This is a genomic window from Bacillus sp. PAMC26543, assembly GCF_014250375.1.
Lineage (GTDB): Bacteria > Bacillota > Bacilli > Bacillales > Bacillaceae > Bacillus > Bacillus halotolerans.
On sequence record NZ_CP060193.1, the window covers coordinates 841,729 to 865,654 of the forward strand.

24 protein-coding genes and 1 other RNA gene are annotated in these 23,926 nt (G+C 45.3%); 18 read left to right on the plus strand and 7 right to left on the minus strand.

What is annotated here, in order from left to right; translation table 11 throughout:
- Positions 1–26 precede the first annotated feature (26 nt).
- The 4 genes from H7F27_RS04155 to rghR form a co-directional block, all read right to left on the minus strand.
- The gene (locus H7F27_RS04155; RefSeq protein ID WP_185848617.1) at positions 27–1,727 is read right to left on the minus strand and encodes a HAMP domain-containing methyl-accepting chemotaxis protein; all 1,701 of its coding nucleotides are present in this window, start codon (positions 1,725–1,727) and stop codon (positions 27–29) included.
- Between the two features lie 126 nt (positions 1,728–1,853).
- Positions 1,854–2,180 carry a catDE operon transcriptional regulator CatR gene (catR, locus tag H7F27_RS04160; RefSeq protein WP_010331897.1) on the minus strand — a complete coding sequence of 109 codons (327 nt, stop codon included), beginning with the start codon at positions 2,178–2,180 and terminating at the stop codon, positions 1,854–1,856.
- A gap of 91 nt (positions 2,181–2,271) precedes the next feature.
- The gene (locus H7F27_RS04165; protein WP_024122861.1) at positions 2,272–2,691 is read right to left on the minus strand and encodes a helix-turn-helix domain-containing protein; all 420 of its coding nucleotides are present in this window, start codon (positions 2,689–2,691) and stop codon (positions 2,272–2,274) included.
- A gap of 28 nt (positions 2,692–2,719) precedes the next feature.
- A complete protein-coding gene (gene rghR, locus H7F27_RS04170) occupies positions 2,720–3,127 on the minus strand; it encodes a transcriptional repressor RghR (protein ID WP_024122860.1) in 408 nt (135 codons plus the stop codon).
- A 151-nt stretch (positions 3,128–3,278) separates the two neighbouring features.
- Between rghR and H7F27_RS04175 the strand changes: the two genes are divergently transcribed.
- Complete coding sequence (locus tag H7F27_RS04175) at positions 3,279–3,512, plus strand: helix-turn-helix domain-containing protein (protein WP_010331894.1); 234 nt, start codon at positions 3,279–3,281, stop codon at positions 3,510–3,512.
- Positions 3,513–3,555: 43 nt separating this feature from the next.
- Here the strand turns inward: H7F27_RS04175 and H7F27_RS04180 are convergent, their stop codons facing one another.
- Positions 3,556–4,320, minus strand: a complete 765-nt coding sequence (locus H7F27_RS04180; protein WP_095713013.1) for an alpha/beta fold hydrolase — start codon at positions 4,318–4,320, stop codon at positions 3,556–3,558.
- Between the two features lie 152 nt (positions 4,321–4,472).
- Here H7F27_RS04180 and secG point away from each other — a divergent pair, with 152 nt between their 5' ends.
- The 5 genes from secG to ssrA all read left to right on the plus strand — a co-directional run bounded on the left by secG (position 4,473) and on the right by ssrA (position 9,082).
- Positions 4,473–4,703 carry a preprotein translocase subunit SecG gene (gene secG, locus H7F27_RS04185; protein ID WP_003220028.1) on the plus strand — a complete coding sequence of 77 codons (231 nt, stop codon included), beginning with the start codon at positions 4,473–4,475 and terminating at the stop codon, positions 4,701–4,703.
- Positions 4,704–4,834: 131 nt separating this feature from the next.
- Positions 4,835–5,575: an alpha/beta hydrolase gene (locus tag H7F27_RS04190; RefSeq protein ID WP_141243761.1), complete on the plus strand. Its 741-nt coding sequence runs from the start codon at positions 4,835–4,837 to the stop codon at positions 5,573–5,575.
- A gap of 18 nt (positions 5,576–5,593) precedes the next feature.
- Positions 5,594–7,930: a ribonuclease R gene (gene rnr / locus H7F27_RS04195; protein WP_095713015.1), complete on the plus strand. Its 2,337-nt coding sequence runs from the start codon at positions 5,594–5,596 to the stop codon at positions 7,928–7,930.
- Positions 7,931–8,073: 143 nt separating this feature from the next.
- Positions 8,074–8,544 carry an SsrA-binding protein gene (gene smpB / locus H7F27_RS04200; protein ID WP_010331890.1) on the plus strand — a complete coding sequence of 157 codons (471 nt, stop codon included), beginning with the start codon at positions 8,074–8,076 and terminating at the stop codon, positions 8,542–8,544.
- Between the two features lie 175 nt (positions 8,545–8,719).
- Positions 8,720–9,082: a transfer-messenger RNA gene (gene ssrA / locus H7F27_RS04205) on the plus strand.
- Between the two features lie 813 nt (positions 9,083–9,895).
- Here ssrA and H7F27_RS20795 read toward each other — a convergent pair.
- On the minus strand, positions 9,896–10,096 hold the full coding sequence (locus H7F27_RS20795) for a hypothetical protein (RefSeq protein ID WP_024122855.1): 201 nt from the start codon (positions 10,094–10,096) through the stop codon (positions 9,896–9,898).
- A 459-nt stretch (positions 10,097–10,555) separates the two neighbouring features.
- Between H7F27_RS20795 and H7F27_RS04210 the strand changes: the two genes are divergently transcribed.
- The 8 genes from H7F27_RS04210 (at position 10,556) to azoRB (ending at position 17,305) form a co-directional block, all read left to right on the plus strand.
- Positions 10,556–11,350 carry an SDR family NAD(P)-dependent oxidoreductase gene (locus H7F27_RS04210; protein ID WP_185848618.1) on the plus strand — a complete coding sequence of 265 codons (795 nt, stop codon included), beginning with the start codon at positions 10,556–10,558 and terminating at the stop codon, positions 11,348–11,350.
- Between the two features lie 113 nt (positions 11,351–11,463).
- Positions 11,464–12,018 carry a TetR/AcrR family transcriptional regulator gene (locus H7F27_RS04215; RefSeq protein WP_044159119.1) on the plus strand — a complete coding sequence of 185 codons (555 nt, stop codon included), beginning with the start codon at positions 11,464–11,466 and terminating at the stop codon, positions 12,016–12,018.
- A gap of 15 nt (positions 12,019–12,033) precedes the next feature.
- A complete protein-coding gene (locus tag H7F27_RS04220; RefSeq protein WP_185848619.1) occupies positions 12,034–12,387 on the plus strand; it encodes a DMT family transporter in 354 nt (117 codons plus the stop codon).
- Position 12,388: 1 nt separating this feature from the next.
- Complete coding sequence (locus tag H7F27_RS04225; RefSeq protein WP_185848620.1) at positions 12,389–12,778, plus strand: YvaD family protein; 390 nt, start codon at positions 12,389–12,391, stop codon at positions 12,776–12,778.
- Positions 12,779–12,872: 94 nt separating this feature from the next.
- Complete coding sequence (locus H7F27_RS04230; RefSeq protein WP_185848621.1) at positions 12,873–13,820, plus strand: EamA family transporter; 948 nt, start codon at positions 12,873–12,875, stop codon at positions 13,818–13,820.
- Between the two features lie 6 nt (positions 13,821–13,826).
- Positions 13,827–14,483, plus strand: coding sequence for a GntR family transcriptional regulator (locus tag H7F27_RS04235; protein ID WP_185848622.1), 657 nt, complete (start codon positions 13,827–13,829; stop codon positions 14,481–14,483).
- A 135-nt stretch (positions 14,484–14,618) separates the two neighbouring features.
- Positions 14,619–16,517, plus strand: coding sequence for an FUSC family protein (locus H7F27_RS04240; protein WP_185848623.1), 1,899 nt, complete (start codon positions 14,619–14,621; stop codon positions 16,515–16,517).
- Between the two features lie 161 nt (positions 16,518–16,678).
- Complete coding sequence (gene azoRB / locus H7F27_RS04245) at positions 16,679–17,305, plus strand: FMN-dependent NADH-azoreductase AzoRB (RefSeq protein ID WP_024122847.1); 627 nt, start codon at positions 16,679–16,681, stop codon at positions 17,303–17,305.
- Positions 17,306–17,339: 34 nt separating this feature from the next.
- Here the strand turns inward: azoRB and H7F27_RS04250 are convergent, their stop codons facing one another.
- On the minus strand, positions 17,340–18,386 hold the full coding sequence (locus tag H7F27_RS04250) for an oxidoreductase (protein ID WP_185848624.1): 1,047 nt from the start codon (positions 18,384–18,386) through the stop codon (positions 17,340–17,342).
- Positions 18,387–18,543: 157 nt separating this feature from the next.
- Here H7F27_RS04250 and csoR point away from each other — a divergent pair, with 157 nt between their 5' ends.
- The 4 genes from csoR (at position 18,544) to H7F27_RS04270 (ending at position 23,906) form a co-directional block, all read left to right on the plus strand.
- On the plus strand, positions 18,544–18,846 hold the full coding sequence (gene csoR, locus H7F27_RS04255) for a copper-sensing transcriptional repressor CsoR (RefSeq protein ID WP_024122845.1): 303 nt from the start codon (positions 18,544–18,546) through the stop codon (positions 18,844–18,846).
- A gap of 75 nt (positions 18,847–18,921) precedes the next feature.
- Positions 18,922–19,131 carry a copper chaperone CopZ gene (copZ, locus tag H7F27_RS04260; RefSeq protein WP_185848625.1) on the plus strand — a complete coding sequence of 70 codons (210 nt, stop codon included), beginning with the start codon at positions 18,922–18,924 and terminating at the stop codon, positions 19,129–19,131.
- An 83-nt stretch (positions 19,132–19,214) separates the two neighbouring features.
- Positions 19,215–21,626, plus strand: a complete 2,412-nt coding sequence (gene copA, locus H7F27_RS04265) for a copper-exporting P-type ATPase CopA (protein WP_185848626.1) — start codon at positions 19,215–19,217, stop codon at positions 21,624–21,626.
- A 168-nt stretch (positions 21,627–21,794) separates the two neighbouring features.
- Complete coding sequence (locus H7F27_RS04270) at positions 21,795–23,906, plus strand: heavy metal translocating P-type ATPase (protein WP_185848627.1); 2,112 nt, start codon at positions 21,795–21,797, stop codon at positions 23,904–23,906.
- The last annotated feature ends 20 nt before the right edge of the window (positions 23,907–23,926 follow it).

Genomic DNA, 23,926 nt, shown 5'->3' on the forward strand with positions numbered 1-23,926 from the left:
GATGATTCCAGCCTCTTTTTTCTTATTTAAATTGTAAACTGATCCATTTTCTCATTAAGTTCTTTCGCCAAACGCTCAAGCTCCTCAGCATTTTGAAGCACTTGATCCATTGAATGGGCGGATTGCTCGGTAATGGAAAATGTTTCTTCAATACCGGCGGCGGATTCTTCAGAAACGGAGGCGATATTTTCAATCGATTGGTTAATTGTGATCGATTGGTTTGTTAACTGCTTTAATCCGTCCGTTACTTCCTTAATACTGTCCGCTACATAGGTGACCGATTGCTTAATGTTCTGCATGGCCTGTCCGGTGTCAGTCAGGTTTTCAGTACCTTTTTCTACTTCGGTAAAGCTGCTTTCCAGGTACTGGATGACAGTGTTGATTTCCTGCTGTGTGCCGCCAACTATTTTAGTGATATCCTGAACGGAGTCAGATACGCCATCTGCGAGCTTTCGGACCTCCTCAGCCACAACGGCGAAGCCTTTGCCGCTTTCTCCTGCGCGGGCTGCCTCAATTGCGGCATTAAGTGACAATAAGTTCGTTTGCTCGGCAATGCCGTTGATGACCTGAACAAGCTTGTTGATGTCCTGAGAATGCTGTTCCAGCGATCTCACTTTATGAACGGCCTCCTGAACGATATGATGGATTGTTTTCATTTGCTGCACTGACGTATCCATATTTTCGTTTCCGTTTACGGCGAGTTCGAGAACGTTTTGAGACGTATCGCTGATCGTCATGCCGTGATTGTAGGCTTTATCAATGCTTTCTGTAAATTCATTCATTGATTCGGCGATTGTCACAGCGTCTTGCGCCTGCTGCTCGGAGCCTTCAGCCATTTCGTTCATCGTTTCGGTAATATGCCTGCTGCCGGTTCTTGTTTCATTCGTTGCAGTGGTCAGCACCTGTGATGAAGAAAGCACGCGGGTGGAGATTTCTTTTGAATATCCGACGATATCTCTTAAATTCCCTACCATTTTCTGAAGCGCTTCGTTCAGATCGCCGAGCTCGTCTTTTGAGGCCAGCGGCTCTATGTCATTTGACAGATTGCCTTCGGCGATCTCATTCGCAGATGACTTCATTCGAATAATCGGTTTTACAATGCTGCGATTGATATAAAGCCAAATACATATGCTGATGACGATGGAAGCTGCCAGAAGCAAAGCAGTGTAAATGAGGCCTTTATAATAAACGTCCTTGGTTTCTTTCACCGCCGTGTTGCTGCCTTCTTTATTAAAGTCAACCAGTTCAGTGATTGATTTTTTCATATCCTCAAAGCTTGCTTCAGTCTGTACCAATAAACCCCTTGCTTTATCTATATCATTCGTGCGTCCGCTCTCTAAAATCTGGTTATGAATATTCGTATATGAGTTGACTTCAGTCTTGAGCTGTTCGAAAATGCTGCGCTCTTTGTCGTTAGAGATTGTTTTTTCATAGTTATCAAGCTTTTCATTGATATCCTTAAGAATCTGGTTCATATCTTGTTCCAGCGTATCCATTTTATCTTTGTCTGTATAAATCAGGAAATCCTTTTCCTTAGAGGAAAGGTGCTCTGTCAAATAATTAATAGATGTAATTTCTTTAATGCCGTCTATCCATTTTGTATTGATTTCATCTGTCTTTTTGATGATGTGCTGCATATTGAAAGCGCCTATTCCGCCTATAAGCAGATTGATGAGGATCAGTGTCAAAAATACCAGGCTGAATTTGCGGGAAATCGTCAGTCGCATTTACGTGTTCTCCTTTTAAAAAAGTGATGTGATGTACTATATATCGGCTGAGAAATTGTTTTTTCACCTGGAAATAAAAAATAAAAAACGGCTCTTCTCTCCGTGGAGATAGAACCGTTTTAGCAATTACATATGAAAGGAAGGGTCAATCCATTCAGTCGCCCATTTGGAGATTTCACCCAGAATGGGCGCTAACGCCATTCCTTTGTCGGTTAATGAATATTCGATGCGAACCGGAGTTTCGGGGATGACGTCCCGCTTAACAACTCCTTCAAGCTCAAGTTCTTTCAGCCTTTCTGACAGAACTCTGCCGCTTAGATTTGGAAGTGCTGCTTCTATTTCGCTAAATCGCTGCTGACCGTTCAACAGTTGAAAAACGATTAAAGCAACCCAGCGTTTGCTCAAGATGTCGACTGCTTTTTCAAATCTAGGACACATTTCTGATTGGTTCATACTTTTCACCTCGTCTGTCATTATTATAACGCAAATAACGAGGGAACGTATGCATGCGTGATTGATAAAATGCGGAAAGAGATGCAGAAGATTACGTGGAAGAGGAGCGTTTTTTCGCTTCGGAAGCTAAAAAATCGAAGTATTTGCTGAGATTTTCAATATCCTGCTTGGAGAGATGCCGCCATTTTTCGCTGTTAAAAAGAGACAGGTTCTCTGTTCCTCGAGTGACAGCCGTCTGATAAATCGCATAAATAGACTGATAGCTTTCCGAAGCCTCTCGAATTTCTTCAGGAAAAGCCGTAATGTGCCCTGCGGCTGCCATCAGGTTTTCGTGCGGTATTTTCAGCACCGCTGCGAGCTTTTTTATGGTCGCGGGCTTTGGTGTGCCGCGCTTGCCGTTTTCTATTTTTGAAATGGTCGCTGAGCTGATGCCCGAGTACACCGCAAGCTGGTTTACTGTCAGTTTGCGGGCGCGGCGCAGCGCCCTTAATTCCTGTCCGAATGTTGACATGATGATCGCCTCGCATTTCTGGAAAGAGTTATTGATCAGCAGATCGTTTTTTGGCTTCGTCTGAAATAAAAGAGAAATAATGATCCAGCATGAGCAAATCCTCTTTGTTGAGATACTGCCATTTTTCACTCTCAAGAAGGGCAAGATTTTTCAGGTCATAAGCCTCCGCCTTTTCAAGCAGCTGGCACTTCGTTTCATAAGGCGCTCTGGCTTCATGAATCTCTTCGATATATCCCGCTTTATACATAAGCCCTTCATAAGGAATTTTTAAGGCCTCCGCCAGTTTTTTGATGGTGGCAGGTTTAGGAACGCCGCGTTTGCCGTTTTCAATTCTGGAGATGCCGGCCGCGCTTACACCGGAATAAGTCGCCAGCTGGTTGACTGTCAACTTTCTCTCCTCACGCAATGCCCGTAATTGTTCGCCGAAGCTTTCCATATGTCTCACCCCGTCCCTCACTGTTACTCATATTTTAGTATGTTTATTGACTAAAGGGAATAGGTAGGCTGGAAATGTATTGACAAAAGTTAACATACGCCGTAATGTAAATGTATAGAAAAAGTTTTTTCATGAACGGAAGGTGAGGAAAGTGCCAGTAGAAAAGATACAGATTAGACGTGATTATGTATTGCAGTATATGGTCAATAACGATTATTCCCTCAATCAGCTTGCGCTGGAAATCGGAGTCTCACCCGCCACACTGAGCCGTGTGCTGAATGGAGAAAGACGGCCGGGGCAGCTTGTGATCGGAAAAATGCTTCACTATTTTGACTTGAAGTTTGAGGATCTTTTTTACTATGATTTTATTGACAAAAGTCAATAACTTAAGAACGCCTGGGGAACCAAGCGTTTTCTAAGCCTTAACATCAATGTGTCAAAACAAAACCCGTCACAAGTTCATTGCATGTTTTCCATTGTTTTGTCGGCAGCTGATGGCCTTGGTATTCCAGCCTGAAAAATTCAGCGTGGCTGCATGCTTTCCGGTAATAGCCTGCATGTGTAAAGGTCCAGTCGCGCAGGCCGCCATACATAAACAGCATCGGCATGTTAAAACGGGGCAATTGTTCAAGGCAGCTGTAGTGGAGCGAATCCCGATAATATTGATACCAATGGCCGAGGTCAGCTTTTTTCATATGACTCGTTAATAGATTTCGGAGCTGTCTGTTTTTCGTATGGCTGCTGGCGATAATTTTCATCAGCATGCCGGGACTTTTTTCAAGAAGATACATTCCCATTTTGTGAAGCTGCTGACCGGCCATGGTATGAACAGCGGGGTACGCGCCGGACAACACCAAATGAGATACTTTGTCTGGCCGGGTGAAGCCAATGTGCTGTGCAATTAAGCTGCCGGCGGAATACCCGAATACTGCAGCCTGATCAATGTGCAAACGATCCATAAATTGCACGATCTCGTTTGCGTAATAGGAAATCGAGATTTGCTGGTCTGCATGATCGCTGTCGCCATGTCCGCTTAAATCGGGAAATATCACCCTGAAATGATCCGCCAGAAGGCGCTGATAATAAAAAACCTTGCGTCCCATGCCCGGCGGGTGAATAAAAATGATAGGGATTCCCTGTCCATATTCCTCATAATATAGATGTTTCTTATTGACTGTGCTGATGATCGGCATTGTTGTTCTCCCTTTTCGCTCAATTCATACGAATAGGCTAACCAAAACAAAATGTCTTATCCGGTCTTTTGGCGTCTGATACGGCGTGACATGCCAAACCTTTTCATGTAAAATAGAAGTAATGTAGGCCAGTGAGTCTGGAGGTGTAAGGGATGCACGCGGTTTTGATTACCTTATTGGTTATCGTCAGTATTGCACTTATTATTGTCGTTTTGCTTCAATCCAGTAAAAGCGCCGGATTATCTGGTGCGATTTCAGGCGGAGCGGAGCAGCTCTTCGGGAAACAAAAAGCAAGAGGTCTTGATTTGATTCTGCACCGCATTACGGTTGTGCTGGCAGTCTTGTTTTTCGTGTTGACGATTGCGCTTGCTTATATCCTATAGGGCAATGTTTGTATAAGGTCTGATGTAAAGTCAGGCCTTTTTCACGTTTCTGGCTGATATTCAGAGCGTTTTTTTCTTATCAAACTGTGGAAAACTAAAATGATCGTGCAGAAAGAAAGGGAGAAATGAGCATGAAAGTTGTGACACCAAAACCATTTACATTTAAGGGCGGAGACAAAGCGGTGCTTTTGCTGCACGGCTTTACAGGGAATACAGCAGATGTGAGAATGCTGGGACGTTATTTGAATGAACGGGGCTATACGTGCCACGCTCCTCAATATGAAGGACACGGCGTTCCGCCTGAAGAATTGGTACATACGGGGCCTGAAGACTGGTGGAAAAACGTCATGGATGGCTATGAATATTTAAAATCTGAAGGCTATGAGGACATTGCTGCCTGCGGACTGTCGCTTGGCGGGGTTTTTTCGCTGAAATTGGGTTACACTGTACCCATAAAGGGAATTGTCCCAATGTGCGCGCCAATGCATATTAAAAGCGAAGAGGTCATGTATCAGGGCGTCCTTTCCTACGCGCGCAATTACAAAAAATTCGAGGGGAAAAGCCCGGAGCAAATAGAAGAGGAAATGAAGGAATTTGAAAAAACGCCGATGAATACCCTTAAGGCGCTGCAAGACTTGATTGCCGATGTGCGAAAGAATGTCGATATGATCTATTCTCCGACATTTGTTGTGCAGGCCCGTCATGATCACATGATTAATACCGAAAGCGCAAATATTATTTACAACGAAGTGGAAACTGATGAGAAACAGCTGAAATGGTATGAGGAATCAGGCCATGTTATCACGCTGGACAAGGAACGGGACATCGTACATCAAGATGTGTATGAATTTTTAGAGAAGCTGGATTGGTAACCAACAGGAGGTCGGATTATGGAAAAAGAAGCATTTATGGATAAGCTTCTCTCGTTTATGAAGGAAGAGGCGTACAAGCCTCTGACTGTTCAGGAACTTGAGGAGATGTTACAGATTACGGATGCCGAGGAATTTAAAGAGCTCGTCAAAGCGCTGGTTGCGCTGGAGGAAAAAGGGCTTATCGTGCGGACGAGAAGCGACCGCTACGGCATTCCGGAAAAAATGAATTTAATTAAAGGAAAGCTTTCTGCGCATCCGAAGGGATTTGCCTTTTTGCTGCCTGAGGATACGTCGTTAAGCGATGTGTTTATTCCCCCTAATGAGCTGAATACAGCTATGAACGGCGATATCGTAATGGTACGCCTGAATTCGCAGTCAAGCGGCTCCAGACAAGAGGGCACCGTCATTCGTATTTTAGAAAGAGCGATTCAGCGGGTAGTCGGAACCTATACAGAAACAAAAAACTTTGGTTTTGTCATTCCGGATGACAAAAAAATCACAAGCGATATCTTCATTCCTAATAGCGGGAAAAATGGCGCGGCTGAAGGGCATAAGGTGGTTGTTAAGCTGACCAGCTATCCTGAAGGCCGAATGAATGCAGAGGGTGAGATTGAATCCATTCTCGGCCATAAAAATGATCCGGGCATTGATATTTTATCAGTCATCCATAAGCACGGACTGCCGGGTGAATTCCCTGCCGATGCAATGGAACAGGCGACAAGCACGCCTGATACGATTGATGAAAAAGACCTGAAAGACCGCCGTGATCTCCGTGACCAGGTCATTGTCACCATTGACGGAGCGGACGCGAAGGACTTGGATGACGCGGTTACAGTGACAAAGCTGGATGACGGCAGCTATAAGCTTGGCGTTCACATTGCCGACGTCAGCCATTACGTGACTGAAAACTCGCCGATTGACAAAGAAGCGATGGAAAGAGGAACGAGTGTGTATTTGGTTGACCGTGTGATTCCGATGATTCCGCACAGACTGTCAAACGGTATTTGTTCATTAAATCCGAAGGTTGACCGCCTGACACTTTCTTGTGAAATGACCATCAACAGTCGGGGAGAAGTCACAGAGCACGAAATCTTCCAAAGCGTCATCAAAACAACGGAAAGAATGACATATTCCGATGTGAATCAGATTCTTGTTGATGATGATGAAGAATTAAAGCAAAAGTACGAACCGCTCGTACCGATGTTCAAAGACATGGAGCGGCTGGCAGAAATTCTTCGCGAAAAGCGGATGAACCGCGGCGCCGTGGATTTTGACTTTAAAGAAGCAAAGGTGCTTGTTGATGAAGAAGGGGCGGTCAAAGACGTTGTGATCAGAGAACGCTCAGTCGCCGAAAAACTGATTGAAGAATTTATGCTTGTTGCGAACGAAACCGTTGCAGAGCATTTCCATTGGATGAACGTTCCGTTTATTTACCGGATACACGAAGAGCCTAATGCTGAAAAACTGCAAAAGTTTTTAGAGTTTGTGACAACATTTGGCTATGTTGTAAAAGGAACGGCGGGAAATATTCATCCGCGCGCGCTGCAAAGCATTCTTGACGCTGTTCGTGACAGACCAGAGGAAACAGTGATTTCTACTGTCATGCTACGTTCCATGAAGCAGGCGAAATACGACCCGCAAAGCTTAGGGCACTTCGGCCTGTCAACGGAATTCTATACCCATTTCACATCGCCGATCCGCCGTTATCCGGATTTAATCGTCCACAGATTGATCAGAACGTACTTAATCAACGGCAAGGTCGATGAAGCGACACAGGAGAAGTGGGCTGAACGGCTTCCGGATATCGCTGAACATACTTCATCAATGGAACGCCGTGCAGTTGACGCAGAGCGTGAAACAGATGATTTGAAAAAAGCGGAATATATGCTTGATAAAATCGGTGAAGAATTTGACGGCATGATCAGCTCTGTGACAAACTTCGGGATGTTTGTCGAGCTGCCGAATACAATTGAAGGACTCGTCCACGTCAGCTTTATGACGGATGACTATTATCGCTTTGACGAGCAGCATTTTGCGATGATCGGCGAGCGGACGGGGAATGTGTTCCGCATCGGAGATGAAATTACAGTTAAAGTCGTTGACGTCAATAAAGACGAGCGCAATATTGACTTCGAAATCGTCGGTATGAAAGGCACCCCGCGCCGTCCGAGAGAAATGGACAGCCGCAGCCGAAAACGCGGAAAACCTGCCAGAAAACGCGTGTTAAGCACAAATACGCCTGTATCTCCTGCTCCTTCCGAGGAAAAAGGAGAGTGGTTCACAAAGCCGAAGAAAAAAAAGAAAAAACGCGGCTTTCAAAACGCACCGAAGCAGAAACGGAAAAAGAAGAAATAGCAGCTCAACCAGCAAATAGGGCCGCAGCGCTCTATTTGCTTTCTTTCGGAAACAGCTTTTCATTGTAGCCATGCGTGACATTTGGTAAAATAGAGCGTATCGCAAAGGTGGACAGTTTTTCCTTAGTGAGAGGAGGTTCTGGCATGCCGAAAGGGTCAGGAAAAGTATTATCACAAAATAAAAAAGCCAATCACGATTATTTTATAGAAGAAACATATGAAACAGGCATTGTATTGCAAGGAACAGAAATCAAAGCGATTCGCGCCGGCCGCGTGAATCTAAAAGATTCCTTCGCCAAAATCGAACGGGGAGAAGTATTTCTCCACAATATGCACGTCAGCCCGTATGAGCAGGGAAACCGCTATAACCACGATCCGCTCCGGACGAGAAAGCTGTTAATGCACCGCAAGGAAATTAACAAGCTGATCGGCTTAACGAAGGAAAAAGGTTATTCTCTCGTTCCGCTCAAGCTGTATTTGAAAAACGGCTTTGCCAAAGTTCTTCTCGGTCTGGGTAAAGGGAAGAAAAACTATGACAAACGTGAAGATCTGAAGCGCAAGGATGCGAAGCGTGAAATTGAAAGAGCGTTCAGAGACAGTCAAAAAGGGTTCTAAAAAGCATAACGCTTGATACTGAAATCCAGCCTGTGCTATACTGATTTCACGATGAGATGACACGGTCTTTTCTTGAAGGATTTGTCAATTGAAATGAGCCGTGATCATGTTATAATAGGAATGTAGCCAGTTTGAGTGAGAGCTTGATATTTCTCCCGTATTTCCCTTATAACAAGGGGACGTTACGGATTCGACAGGGATGGATCGAGCTTGAGCTGCGAGCCGAGAGGCGATCTCGTAAACACGCACATAAATATAACTGGCAAAACTAACAGTTTTAACCAAAACGTAGCATTAGCTGCCTAATAAGCGCAGCGAGCTCTTCCTGACATTGCCTATGTGTCTGTGAAGAGCACATCCAAGTAGGCTACGCTTGCGTTCCCGTCTGAGAACGTAAGAAGAGACAAACAGACTAGCTCTCGGAAGGCCCGCCCGCAGGCAAGAAGATGAGTGAAAACACAAATATGCAGGCTACGCTCGTAGACGCTTAAGTAATCGATGTTTCTGGACGTGGGTTCGACTCCCACCGTCTCCATACATACTTTGAAACCGCAGTGCTATCAAGGCTTCTAAAGCTTTCGAGGGCACTGCGGTTACTTTTTGGTAACACTTTTAAAATTTTTCGTTTTCCATGAAGCCAATAACTTCATGTTGTGCAGACGGGTAAAGGTGACTATACCTGTTCAATGCGATGACCAATGGATTGCATTTTTTATTGATCAAGTATGATGCATGTGAAGTCTGAAGTCGTGGAGCACTATTTTTTTAACCCCTGATTTTCTAAGGTATTTTTCGTACCGTCTATCAATTGTGCTAGTCGCTATGCTATCGTAAAAAGAACCAAAAATCCTATAATCAATTTTACTGGCGCTGTGTTTTCAGCGCTATTTTTTATGTCTTTTAAAAGAGACAGTTACTCTATCGGCTCTCTCTGAATCTGCATGTGAATTTTATCCTTAATCTCAATTATTCGGGAGATGCAATTGAGATGCTATGGGAGGTTTGTGGCTTAGTTTGACCTGTAGTATAAGGAGACTTTTCAAGCCCATCCTCTTTGACTGTATACCCCGTCTCTTTGTCAAAAACTAAAATCTTAGTAAAGATGTACTCAACTTCTGTTAGAGCTTTTTTAATTTGTTCTTCAGTTAAGCCATCTAAACCGTCCTCCGTATTAAATTGGGTTGCTGAACTGCTGGTGCTATTGTCGCAATAGCAAGAAAGAAAACCGACGCTAGAAAAAACAATCTTTTCAACATGTGTGAACTCCCCCTTTTTTGAAATGGTAAAAGCAACATACATTTTTCAAAAGAAGGGTTTTAATCATAATAAGTCAAATATCGACAGAAGATTGTTACCACAAATGCAAAGCAAGAAACGAAAACGCCCATGCCAATATGCCGAACATTACAAAGAACCTAAGAAAAGTCTCATATTTTGTTAGTCTTCGTTCTCTTTTTGTTTTACCTAATCTCCAATACAGGGCGTAGCCGGAGAACAATAAAATGATTTGTCCAAATTGCGACACAGATTCTAAAAATTCTATACCATTCATTGATTTTCACCTCGTTTATTTATGAGAAAAAAATAAAGTAGACTTGCAGAGAGTCTACTTACCGCTTATCCAAAGTACCCATTTTCTTCGGTTTAAAAATCGCTTGAGGGTGAAATGGCTTGCGCGTCGGTTAATAAAGTAAGGCTTAATGCTATTGTTTTAAAATGCCATATCCTTATTCGCCCCATTTACCCATCACATATTAGTTTTATTATCGCAAATGGAAAGGTCATTTCCAACAGTTATGTGAAAATTAGTAATTTGTAATATGTCTAATGGTATAAGGAATGTCGTTTCCCTTATCCAGCAGTTCTGCTTCATTTTTTTCGTATAACAGGCACCAAAAAGTGCGTACTTCCATTTGAATCCCAGCTGTTTCATACTGGTTTTACAGCAGATATTTTACCAATCGCATTTCTGTTAATAAATAAGAGGAAACAAAAACGGAGGGATGAACGAATGAAGCTGAATTTACGTGGGAAAACCGCACTGGTGACCGGCTCAACGTCGGGGATCGGCAAAGCGATTGCCGCTTCGTTGGCGGAAGAAGGCGCGGCGGTTATCATTAACGGACGCCGGGAAGAAAAAGTGAATCAGACGATAGACGATTTGAAAACACAGCATGCAGAGGCTGTGTTTTATCCGGCCGCATTTGATCTTGGAACCGAAGAAGGCTGCAATGACCTGTTTCAGGCATATCCGCAGGTTGATATTTTGGTCAATAATTTAGGGATTTTTGAACCGGCGGCGTATTTTGATATTCCCGATGATGAGTGGTTCCGATTTTTTGAAGTGAATATTATGAGCGGTGTGAGGCTCACACGCAAGTATTTACACAAAATGATAGAGAAGAAAGAAGGCCGGGTGATTTTTATTGCCAGTGAAGCGGCAATCATGCCTTCTCAGGAAATGGCCCATTACAGCGCGACGAAAACGATGCAGCTTTCCATTTCCCGCAGCTTGGCGGAGCTGGCAACAGGCACAAATGTAACGGTAAATACAGTCATGCCGGGTTCAACCTTAACAGAGGGAGTGGAAACAATGCTGAACTCTCTTTATCCTGGTGAAAACCTGACTGTTCAAGAAGCCGAGACCCGTTTTATGAAGGAAAACCGTCCGACTTCAATTATCCAAAGGCTGATCCGGCCGGAAGAAATCGCCCACTTTGTTACATTCCTAAGCAGCCCGCTGTCTTCCGCGATTAATGGCGCGGCACTTCGGGCGGACGGCGGCTTGGTCCGCAGCGTTTTTTAGAAAACCTCTCCCTTTGGGAAGAGGTTTTTTTATTGTATTGATTTCCAGAACCTGCTGTCGTATAATTTTGGTACCAAAAAAGTTTTTCTAGTACCGAAAGCGAGGTGATTGATTTGGAAAAAAGAATATTGGCGGAAACCATTCGCCTGATCAGACAGAAAGGTTTTTCATTTACAATGAACGATCTGGCGGGAGCGCTTGGAACAAGCAAGCGGACGCTTTATGCGCATTACCCGTCGAAAGATCAGCTTGCGGAGGCCGTCGTGGCGCAGTTTATCGCAGAGATGAAGCAAATGGAAAAAAGCATCTATGAAGATGAGACCCTAGATGCGCTTGAAAAGGTGAAGCAAATGCTGATCGGTCTTCCAAAGGAAATGGAGCTGCTGAACATGGGGTTATTACAAGAGTTGAAGAAATCCCATTACGATGCGTGGCTCAAATTAGACACGTTTATGAAGGAAGAATGGTCAGTTGTTATTGGATTGTTAAACGAGTGCAGGGAGCAAAAGAAGATCAGAAACATCAACATTGATTTATTGGTTCAAATGTATATAGGAAGCATCAACCAAGTATATGATCCTGATTATCCGCTCAAACATCAGTACACGACAGGAGAAGTTCTTGAATCAATCGTAGATGTATTATGTAACGGGATAACAGAAAAATGAGGAGGCTGGTGGCGCGTGCAGTGGATGTTTTTATGTTTGGCCATTTTATTTGAAGTTGCCGGAACAGTCAGTATGAAGCTTTCATCGGGTTTTACGAGGCTTCTGCCGAGTGTGCTATTGCTGTTTTTTTATGGCGGGAGTCTTTTCTTTCTGACGCTTACGCTCAAATCTATCGATGTATCTGTTGCTTACGCTGTCTGGTCGGGGATGGGCATTGTCCTGATCACAGTTATCGGGTTTTTGTATTTTCAAGAGAATATAAGTGTCATGAAACTGATTTCAATCGGGCTGATTATTGTCGGTGTTGTGTCTTTAAACCTGATCGATCAAGGGGCGGAGTCTCAAACGGTACATAAAAGTGAGCAGTAACATGAGAGTGATGAAACTGTTCTTTCTCGTGACGGATATCGGTTTTATATTGTACTGGCTGTCTGCCGGCTTTTCATTAATGCCGGAAAGCTGGGCCTTTACACATTATCAAGATCCGTTTATGATCGCCTGGAATTGGTCCTTTTTTCCCTTGGATATCTTAATCTCCATTACTGGTTTGTACAGCTTGTATTTGCAGCGCGTCAAAAGAGCAATATGGAGGCAGATGGCGCTGATTTCTCTTGTGCTGACCTTCTGTTCAGGCCTTCAGGCTTTATCATTCTGGACATTTAGCGGGGATTTTGATCTTGCATGGTGGCTGTTTAATGGATACCTTTTGATTTATCCTTTATTTTTTATTCACAGACTTTTATCTAAGCAGTGCGAGTAACACTGTTTTTATTTTCAGAAAACATTTTGTTTTCTGAAAAGTAAAACGATATAATATGTAATATATTGCATATTACATGTCAGGAGGATATACGTTGGCGACTCAGAAACAACGGTTGTACGGCTTTTTAATGGTGATTGTCGGAGCTGCTTTTTGGGGATTATCGGGAACGGTTGCCCAGCATTTATTTGAAACGAGTGATGTATCGGTGGAGTGGCTTGTAACGGTGCGTTTACTGTTATCAGGCCTGTTGGTGCTGATTATTGTGTTCGCCGGTAAAAACAGGAGGGCAGTTTGGGGCATATGGAAAGATAAAAAAGCGGCTGTCCAGCTTATTGTTTTCGGGATTGCCGGCATGCTGGGTGTTCAGTATACATTTTTAGCTTCAATCGGAACCGGAAACGCAGCGGTGGCTACGCTGCTTCAATACTTAGCGCCTGTTCTGATTATGCTGTATTTGCTTCTGACCCGAAAGAATTCATTTCAGTTTTCCGATTTTTTGGGGCTATTATTGGCTTTAGCAGGCACTTTTTTGCTGCTGACGAATGGAAACATCAGTAATTTAACAGTTTCTCCTTTATCTGTCGTATGGGGTCTTCTTTCTGCTGGCGCGCTTGCCTTCTATACGTTGTATTCCAGTTCTCTTCTGAAAACATGGGGGTCGGCTCTCGTCATTGGCTGGGGGATGCTGATCGGGGGCGTCGGCATGAGCTTTATTCATCCGCCTTGGGCTGTACAGGCAGAAGGCTGGACGGTTTCTGGAATTGTATCGGTGGCTTTTATTGTTATTTTCGGAACGTTATTGGGATTCTGCATGTACCTAGAAAGTTTGAAATATTTATTCCCGCAAGAAGCGAGCATGCTGGGATGCACTGAGCCGGTTGCCGCAGTCGCGTCTTCTATTCTTTGGCTTGGCGTGTCCTTTGGGTTGTTTCAAGCAGCAGGAGCGGCATGCATTTTAGTCATGATTTTTGTCCTTTCACAGAAGAAAAGTGCCGGCAAAACGGCAGCATTAAAAAACCAAAATCATATTCAGAGGTGATGCTTTGTGCCGATACCGTCCAATGCCCCAAAGCCGAAACGGCAGACTGCCAAAAAGCTTGCTTTTGAGCAAATTCAAAAGTGGATCGTGGAAGGAGTGCTTGTGCCCGGAGAAAAATTGAATGACGATGCGTTGGCCAAAGCGCTTGGCGTCAGCAGAACACCGGTCAGAGAGGCTTTGCAATTATTAGAGATGCAGGGGTTTGTTGAAATGTCTCCGGGGAAAGAAACAAGAATTTCACAGATTGAAAAAAATGATGTCTTCAAAGTCTATCCGCCGATGGCGTCTCTCCAGTCCACCGCTGCCGAATTGGCAATTGAAAACATTCATTCGTCTCATATAGAGCAGCTGACAGCCATCAATCACGAAATGAAAGCGGCAATTGACCGAAACGAAATCTATGAAGTGCTTGGCATTGATAAAGCGTTTCATGATGTGATAATTGAGGCGGCTGATAATGAATATATCCGCAATTTTACCTCAGTTCTTCACATGCATATTCTTCGGCTTGAGTACCTTTTTTTCAAGTCTCCGCAGAATTCTATTGAAGAACATAACCAAATCATTCAGGCATATAAGGAGAAGAACCGGAAACAGGCGGCTGAGCTGACATACAGCAACTGGATCAAACCAATGCATGACATTGCGAAAAAACTTGTGTAATGAAGGCAGAGAAGATATGTCTCTGTCTTTTTTGATGAGAGCATATCCAATGAGAAGATGGGTCTGTTTCTGGGCATACTATGGCGAATAAACGGGAAGAGACCAACATCATGTCGTTAAAGAGGGTTATGTAATATGAACAAGTCTTCTGATCAAAATCGAAGAACAGTGCCAAGTGTCGTCAAGGATGCCTTTCGCATTCATGCAACCCCTTTCCCATGGAAAAAGGCAATCGGGTCAGGCGTCGCTTCAGGATTTCCTGTGTTTGTCGGCGCATTGTCGGGACACACGGATTTCGGTTTGACCGCTAGCATCGGCGGCTTTGTTTTTTTATATGCAGGCGGGGAATCGTATACGAAACGTATTCTGAAGCTGCTGTTAGTTTCATTGGGGATCGCCGCATCGTTTGGATTAGGGACGCTTTTGGCAGGGACTTTCTGGAGCATGGCGGCTGTTCTGGGGCTTATCGGGGCAGCTGCAATGTTTATTTTTGGCGCGCTTGGGATACAAGGGCCAGCACCGATGTTTTTTGTCCTTGCCTTTTTGGTGAGCTCGGGTTTGCCGGCAGATCCTTCAGAAGCTCCGTTCAGAGCGGGACTGACATTTGCCGGCGGGCTTTTCGCCACAGGAATCGCCTTGATTGGCTGGATCAATAACAGGCATGGACCGGAAAATACAGTGCTGAAAAGAACATACCGCCAGCTTGCATCCTGCCTTTCCGATGTCGGAACTCCTGATTTTCATAACGCGCAGCATCAGACCGTGCTGATGCTGAGAACAGCCCGTCAAACGGTGCTCGGCAAAGGGAATAGATGGAGAAAATCGCCTCATGATGAACGTTTTATCCGCTTGCTGGAAAAAGCGGATGATCTCTTCATCTCGATCATTCATTTTTCTGCCGAAACACCAAACGCAGATAAGGCGCAGATCGCAAAGGCACTTCGCCAAACTGCCGACATGCTGGGGCAATCTCGTGTTTCCGATGCGTTTCCTATTCAGGAGGATGAAGCGGAGCCAGCCCGGAAGCTGTATGAAGAAATCAACGAGGTGTTGAGTATCGCTTCAGGACAGAATGATGATCCATCGGACGCGGAGCCAAGCCGTCTGCCATCCTCCTATTACTTTCTGAGAAATGCCTTTGACTGGGAGTCACCTGTTTTGATTCGGGCATTAAAGTATGGGATTGTGCTGTTTGCGGCGGCTTTGTTTGCCAATGCTTTCGGTTTTCACCGTTCTTACTGGATTCCGCTCTCGGCAGCGGCGGTGATGCTGGGCACGACTGTTGTCTTTACGCTGCAAAGAGCCATTCAGCGTTCGGCAGGAACCGTAATTGGCGTGATGCTGGCAGGAGCGATCCTGTTCTTTAAGCCATCCGGCGTGTATATCGCTTTATGTATCACAATGCTTCAATTTCTTCTTGAAATGCTGATTGTCCGCAATTATGCTTTGGCTGTTCCTTTTCTGACCGCAAACGCGCTTGTTATCACAGAAAGCATGCATGGCGGCTTGGGGGCCGGTTATTTTATAGCGGCGAGGCTGACCGATGTGGCTGTCGGCAGCACAATTGGCCTATTGGGAACGATGCTTTTGTGGAGACGTTTTTCAGCAAAACGCCTGCCTGAATACATGAGGGAAGTGATCAGGCTGGAAGGGCAGTTTATGGAGAAACTGTTAGCCGGACAGCAAATAGACGGACATCAGCTTAGAGTGAGCTTAGTCAGGCTTCGGGATGCATATGATAAAGCACTTGGAGATTTTCCAAAAGCGAAAGCGGATACGCTGTGGCCGGCGATCTCTGGAGTACAGCACTTAGGTTATTATTTGCTCTCGGCTCAAGCCCATCACCGCCCGTCCTCTCCGGTTTCTGAAGAAGAAATAAACCAATTGAGAGCGTTTTTTGAACAGGCTGAGCAATCAGTACTGATGAAAATGCCGCCCGCTGTTGTAGAAGTGCCGCGTTTTCCGTATTATCCGCGAATCAGCGGGGAGCTCTACACATTGTATACAGGTTTGCGAACAGCTTATGAAAAGTAAGCTGTTCGTACGGGTTTGAAAAAAATCTTTAATTCGAGATATTTTACTTGAAAGCAATTTTTATTGCACCTATAATAAGGTTTAAGAGATAAAGAATAATCATGACGCGTCTGAATGATAATAACGGATGTGTAATTTTAAAATTGAAAGGGCTGGTAAAAATGGCAAAAGTATTGTATATCACTGCTCACCCGCATGATGAAGCGACTTCTTACAGCATGGCAACCGGTAAAGCGTTCATCGAATCATACAAAGAAGCAAATCCAAATGATGAAGTTGTACATATCGACTTGTACAAAGAAAACATTCCTCACATTGATGCTGATGTATTCAGCGGCTGGGGCAAGCTCCAGTCCGGCGATGCACTTTCTGAAAACGAAAAAGCGAAAGTGGGCCGTTTAGGAGAGCTTAGCGATCAATTTGCATCTGCTGATAAATATGTGTTCGTCACGCCATTATGGAACTTCTCATTCCCGCCGGTGATGAAAGCGTACCTTGATTCAGTTGCAGTAGCAGGAAAATCTTTTAAATATACTGAACAAGGTCCTATCGGCTTGTTAACTGATAAAAAAGCGATTCACATTCAAGCGCGCGGCGGCTATTATTCAGAAGGCCCTGCGGCTGAAATGGAAATGGGCCACCGTTACATTGGCATCATGATGAACTTCTTCGGCGTTCCATCCTTCGATGGCATTTTCGTAGAGGGTCATAATGCAGAGCCTGACAAAGCACAGCAAATCAAAGAAGATGCGATTGCCCGTGCAAAAGAAGCAGGAAAAACATTCTAATGAAAAAGCCTCCCCGTATAAAGGGAGGCTTTATTTATTGTTCTAACGAAATGGTCCGTTTCTCTTCACTGCTTTTCACAGCCGCTTCAATGATCCGGATGACATCAATTCCCTCTTCAGCTGTGACAGGCAGCGGCGCGCCTTCACGTATGCTGTCTGCTATTTTGCGGTAATAGGTAAGGTAAGAGCCGTTAACTGATGGAATGGTTTCTGTTTTTTTGTTCTCGCCATGAACAGTTGTCAGCTGACCGTAAGACTCGGGATCATCCGCACCCCAGCTGTCATCCTCCGGTTTTTTACCGGCTCTGAGGGCATCCTCCTGTCCGTCAATCCCGTATTTGATAAAGCTTGATTGCTGTCCGTGAATTTGATAACGCGGGCCGTTTGCCGGGGCGACTGATCCGGCGTATAGAATGGCTTGGAGCTTGCCGTAATCCATTGTCAGATGAAAATAATCAACGGTTTCAGCATGTTCTCTTTGAGCCATGACTTTTGCGGTTACAGCTTTAGGCATTCCGAATAAATGCAGGGCCTGGTCTATGATATGAGAGCCGAGATCATACAGCGTACCGGTGGCAGCCCCTTCTTTTTCCCGCCATCTTGCTTGAATCTCAGGTTTGTATCGGTCATAGGAGACCTGATATGTATTGATATCTTCTAGAGACCCGTCATCAATGAGTTTCTTAATTGTTAAAAAGTCATTATCCCATCGCCTGTTATGGTATACGCTTAACAAGACGCCTCGTTCGTCGGCCGCTTTTTTTAATTTCTCCCCTTCTTCAGCAGTGGCTGTCATCGGTTTTTCAATAACGACATGTTTTCCCGCCTGAATGCATGCCAATGCGTGCTCGTAATGCAGGCCGCTCGGAGTGGTGACGATGACAAGCTCAATTGCCGGATCATTTGTCATCTCCTCAAGCTCATGCACTACTTCGGCATCAGGGAAATCACGCTTCACCTCTTCCGTTCGCGATGTCATCACCTTGCTGATATGATACTCGTCCAGAACGGCAAGCAGCGGCGCGTGAAAGACCGAGCCTGACAGTCCGTACCCTAATATCCCTACCTGTATCGTATTCACTTTTCTTCTCCCCTTTTAAAAGTGCTTTGATAAAGGTATATACCCTTATCTTCAAATGGTAAAACCTGCATAGTGGATTTTTTTGCCGCCGCAAGCTTAGACAACGGTTTGGACAATCAGTATAATGGGAATTAATATATGAAACAGAGGTGTGCGCATGGAGAAGCATAATGAACATAAAGCATTAAACCATAAAAGCTCGAAAGAAAAGGATCAAATTACAAACCGATTGAAACGGATAGAAGGCCAGGTCAGAGGCATTCAAAATATGGTGGAAAACGATCGATATTGTGTTGACATTCTAGTGCAGATTTCAGCTGTTCAGGCGGCAATGCAAAAAGTGGCTCTCCACTTGCTTGAAGATCACGCCCATCATTGCGTAGCAGACGCCATCAAAAGCGGAGACGGGGACCAAGCCATTTCTGAGCTATTAGACGTATTTAAAAAATTAGCGAAATAATGATGTTTTATTATTGTAATACCCTACGGGGGTATGGTAGGATGAAAACAGATCGAATAAACAGGAGGAATTCATATGGAACAAAAAACATTGCAAGTTGAAGGCATGTCTTGTCAGCACTGCGTCAAAGCAGTTGAAACGAGTGTGGGAGAACTGGACGGGGTTAGTACTGTTCATGTCAATCTTGAAGCGGGGAAAGTTGATGTCACGTTTGATGCCGGCAAAGTGTCAGTCAAAGACATTGCGGATGCGATAGAAGACCAAGGCTATGATGTAGCCAACTGATTCACGGTATCGCGCCTTCATCAAGGCGCGATATTTCTTTCATTTTTATATACCCCCCGGGTGTATATAAAGGAGTGAGTGTATTGAGTGAGCAAAAGGAAATTGCAATGCAAGTATCTGGCATGACTTGTGCGGCGTGTGCCGCCAGAATTGAAAAAGGCCTGAAGCGGATGCCTGGTGTCACGGATGCCAATGTGAATCTGGCGACGGAAACGTCAAATGTCACCTATGACCCTGCTGAAACAGGAACAGAAGCAATCCAAGAAAAAATAGAAAAACTGGGTTATCACGTCGTAACGGAAAAAGCTGAGTTTGATATCGAGGGCATGACCTGTGCGGCATGCGCCAATCGGATTGAAAAGCGGCTTAGCAAATTAGAGGGCGTTACAAATGCTCCGGTGAACTTTGCTTTAGAAACTGTAACAGTTGAATACAACCCAAAAGAAGCGGCTGTCAGCGATTTTAAAGAAGTCGTTGATAAGCTCGGATATCAACTTAAGCTGAAAGGCGATGAGGATAGCGAAGCCGCTGCTTCCAAAAAGAAAGAAGAACGGCAGCAAACAGCGAGACTGATCTTTTCAGCTATTCTGTCATTTCCTTTGCTGTGGGCGATGGTGAGCCATTTTACATTTACTTCGTTCATTTGGGTGCCGGATTTATTCCTCAATCCGTGGATGCAATTTGCCCTTGCGACCCCGGTGCAGTTTTTGATCGGCTGGCCGTTTTACGTCGGCGCATATAAGGCGCTCAGAAATAAAAGCGCCAATATGGATGTATTGGTTGCACTCGGAACAACGGCTGCTTATGCTTACAGTCTTTATCTTACGATTCGAAGCCTCGGTTCCCATGGGCATACTGACGGCCTTTACTATGAAACAAGCGCGATTTTGCTGACGCTCATTTTGTTAGGAAAGCTGTTTGAAACGAAGGCGAAAGGGCGCTCATCAGATGCCATTAAAAAGCTCATGAAGCTGCAAGCCAAAACAGCGGCGGTCGTAAGAGACGGACAGGAGCAAATCATCCCGATAGATGAAGTGGCTGTTGGTGATATTGTTCATGTCAAACCAGGCGAACGAATTCCTGTCGATGGAGAGGTGCTGGAAGGCCGCTCGGCTGTAGATGAATCCATGATTACAGGAGAAAGTCTTCCCGTTGACAAATCTCCCGGTGACAGCGTGACAGGAGCGACTGTGAACTCAAACGGTTTCCTGAAAATCAAGGCTGTTAACGTCGGGAAAGAAACAGCGCTTTCTCATATCATCAAAATTGTGGAGGAAGCACAAGGATCAAAAGCGCCGATCCAGCGTCTCGCCGACCAGATATCAGGCATTTTTGTGCCGATTGTATTGGGGATCGCCGTCCTCACGTTCCTTATTTGGTATCTTTGGGCGTCTCCAGGTGATTTTGCTGAAGCGATCAGCAAGTTTATTGCGGTTCTCGTCATCGCCTGTCCATGTGCACTGGGTCTTGCCACCCCGACAAGCATTATGGCAGGATCCGGACGGGCGGCTGAATTCGGCATTCTTTTTAAAGGCGGAGAGCATTTAGAAAAAACACATCGCCTTGATACCATTGTTCTCGATAAAACCGGAACAGTGACAAATGGAAAGCCGAAGCTGACTGATGCCATTCCGGCCGATGGCTTTGAAGAAACAGAGCTGCTCCGGTTCGCAGCAGCAGCTGAGACGGGCTCGGAACACCCGCTGGGCGAAGCGATCGTTGCCGGTGTGAAAGATAAAGGGCTGGAGATACCGAAGCTCACCCATTTTGTAGCGAAAGTAGGCGCTGGTATTTCAGCCGAAGCCGGAGGCAAAACGATACTCGTCGGCACAAGACGGTTAATGGAGAGCGAACGGATTGAGCATGAGGCTCTTCTTCCTCGGATGGAGGAGCTTGAAGGAGAAGGAAAAACGGTGATGCTCGTGTCCATTGATGGAGCAGCAGCGGGACTTGTAGCGGTTGCCGACACGATAAAAGACACGTCGCGGGAGGCAGTCACCCGTCTGAAAGAGATGGGTCTGGATGTCATCATGATGACCGGGGACAATCGCAGAACGGCAGAAGCGATAGCAAAGGAAGCTGGAATTGACAGCGTCATTGCTGAGGTCCTTCCTGAGCAAAAGGCAGCGGAAATCTCCCGCCTGCAAAAAGAAGGACGCCAGACGGCAATGGTCGGTGATGGCATCAACGATGCACCCGCGCTTGCCACAGCGGATATCGGCATGGCCATTGGAACAGGCACCGACATCGCGATGGAAACAGCGGACATAACGCTCATTCGCGGCGATCTGAACAGTATTGCGGACGCCATCCGTATGAGCAGACTTACGATGAAAAACATTAAACAAAACTTATTCTGGGCACTTGGCTATAACAGTCTTGGCATACCAGTCGCGGCCCTTGGATTTTTAGCGCCATGGATAGCGGGAGCGGCAATGGCTTTTAGCTCTGTATCTGTTGTTCTGAATGCGCTGCGTCTGCAAAAAGTAAAATAAAAACCGGTGATTTGCCGGTTTTTATTTTTCATTGACACTTTCTTGGAAAACACCATATAATAGATGTAACTATTATATGAGTATATGCTCATATATGTAATTTTGATACTCACACTCATTCATATGCTTTGATGAGGGAACCCTAAATCGGAAGGTAAGGTGAGACAAATGAAACAAGTGACGCGGGAATATGTTCTGGACGGTTTGGATTGCAGCAACTGCGCACAAAAAATCGAAAATGGCGTCAAAGGCATCAAAGGCGTTGACGGATGCGCGGTTAGCTTTGCAGCAAGCACACTGACTGTCTCAGCCGATGGCAAAGAAGAACAATGGGTCACCAATAAGGTCGAGAAAAAAGTAAAATCAATTGATCCTCATGTAACAGTTCGTCCGAAACATAAAAAGAAATCAGCAGATGACGGTTATCGAAAAAGAATGATCAATATGCTGATCAGAATGGCAGCAGCGGTCCTTCTCGGAGCGGCGGCATATTTGATTCATGCCGGCCCAATGCTGGAATTTTTATTATTTTTCGCCGCCTACTTGATAATCGGAGGAGACATTGTCGTTCGAGCGGTCAAAAATATCAGCCGCGGACAAGTGTTTGATGAACATTTTTTAATGGCTCTTGCTACAATCGGCGCTTTTTTAATTCAGCAATACCCGGAAGGCGTTGCTGTGATGCTGTTTTATCAAATCGGCGAGCTGTTTCAAGGAGCCGCGGTCAGCCGTTCTAGAAAATCGATCAGTGCATTAATGGATATCAGGCCGGATTACGCCAATATGAAAATAGGAGACGGCATCAAGACCGTTTCTCCGGAGGGCGTGCAGACAGGAGATATCATTGTCGTCAACCCGGGAGAAAGCATACCGCTGGACGGAAAGGTTGTGCAGGGATCGGCGATGGTTGATACATCAGCGCTGACAGGAGAATCTGTACCAAGAAAAGCGGCAGAAGGACAAGAAGTCATGTCCGGCTTTATCAATCAAAACGGCGTTCTGCATATAGAAGTAACAAAAGGCTATCAGGATTCCGCGGTATCCAAAATATTAGATTTGGTTCAAAATGCGAGCAGCCGTAAAGCGCGGACCGAAAACTTTATCACGAAGTTTGCCAAGTATTATACACCGGCTGTCGTCATTATCGCCGCCCTGCTGGCATTTGTCCCGCCGCTGTTTATTCCTGGCGCTTTACTTTCTGATTGGGTGTACCGCGCGCTTATTTTCTTAGTCATTTCATGCCCATGCGCCCTTGTTGTCTCCATTCCGCTCGGTTTCTTCGGCGGAATCGGCGCAGCTTCGAAGGCCGGGGTGCTTGTGAAAGGAAGCAATTACTTAGAAGCCTTACATCAAGTCAAATACGCTGTGTTTGATAAAACAGGCACACTGACAAAAGGCAGCTTTGAAGTGACAGAGATCAAACCTGCGAAAGGTTTTTCGAAGGAGACTTTACTCAAAGCCGCGGCATACGCTGAGCTCCACTCTCAGCACCCGATTGCAGAATCTGTGCGGAAAGCCTATAGGAAGCCGCTTTCCCCGGACACAATCGAGTCATATGAGGAAATATCCGGGCACGGTATTTTCGCAAAGGTGAACGGAAAAGAAATCCTTGCGGGGAACAAGAAGCTGATGGAAAGAGAGCAGATTGAGAGCGTCCCGGATGAAAACGCCGGTACAATTGTTCACGTGGCTATTGATCAGCGCTATGCCGGGGCGATCATCATAGCAGATGAAGTAAAGGAAGACGCAAAACAAGCGATCGCAGATTTGAAATCGCTCGGTATCAAACAGACAGTCATGCTGACGGGCGATTCAAAACAGACAGGAGAAACAGTCGGAAAACAGCTCGGCCTCGACGAGGTTTATGCGGAGCTGCTGCCGGAGGAAAAAGTGGAGCGGGTAGAAGCATTGGAATCGAAGCTGCTCCCGAATGAAAAACTCATTTTTGTCGGTGACGGAATTAATGACACTCCGGTGCTTGCACGCGCGGACATTGGAGCGGCGATGGGCGGACTCGGGTCAGATGCAGCTGTAGAAGCCGCGGATGTTGTGCTGATGACAGATCAGCCGTCAAAAATAGCGGAAGCGATTCGGATTGCAAAACGGACTCGGCGAATCGTGTGGCAAAACATCGGATTTGCTTTAGGTGTTAAGGCCATTTTCCTCTTACTCGGAGCGTTTGGATTTGCGACCATGTGGGAGGCGGTTTTCTCAGATGTCGGTGTTACGCTTCTCGCTGTTGCAAACGCTATGCGCGTGATGCGCCTCAAAATAAGATAATTGTCGGAGAGAATTCACTA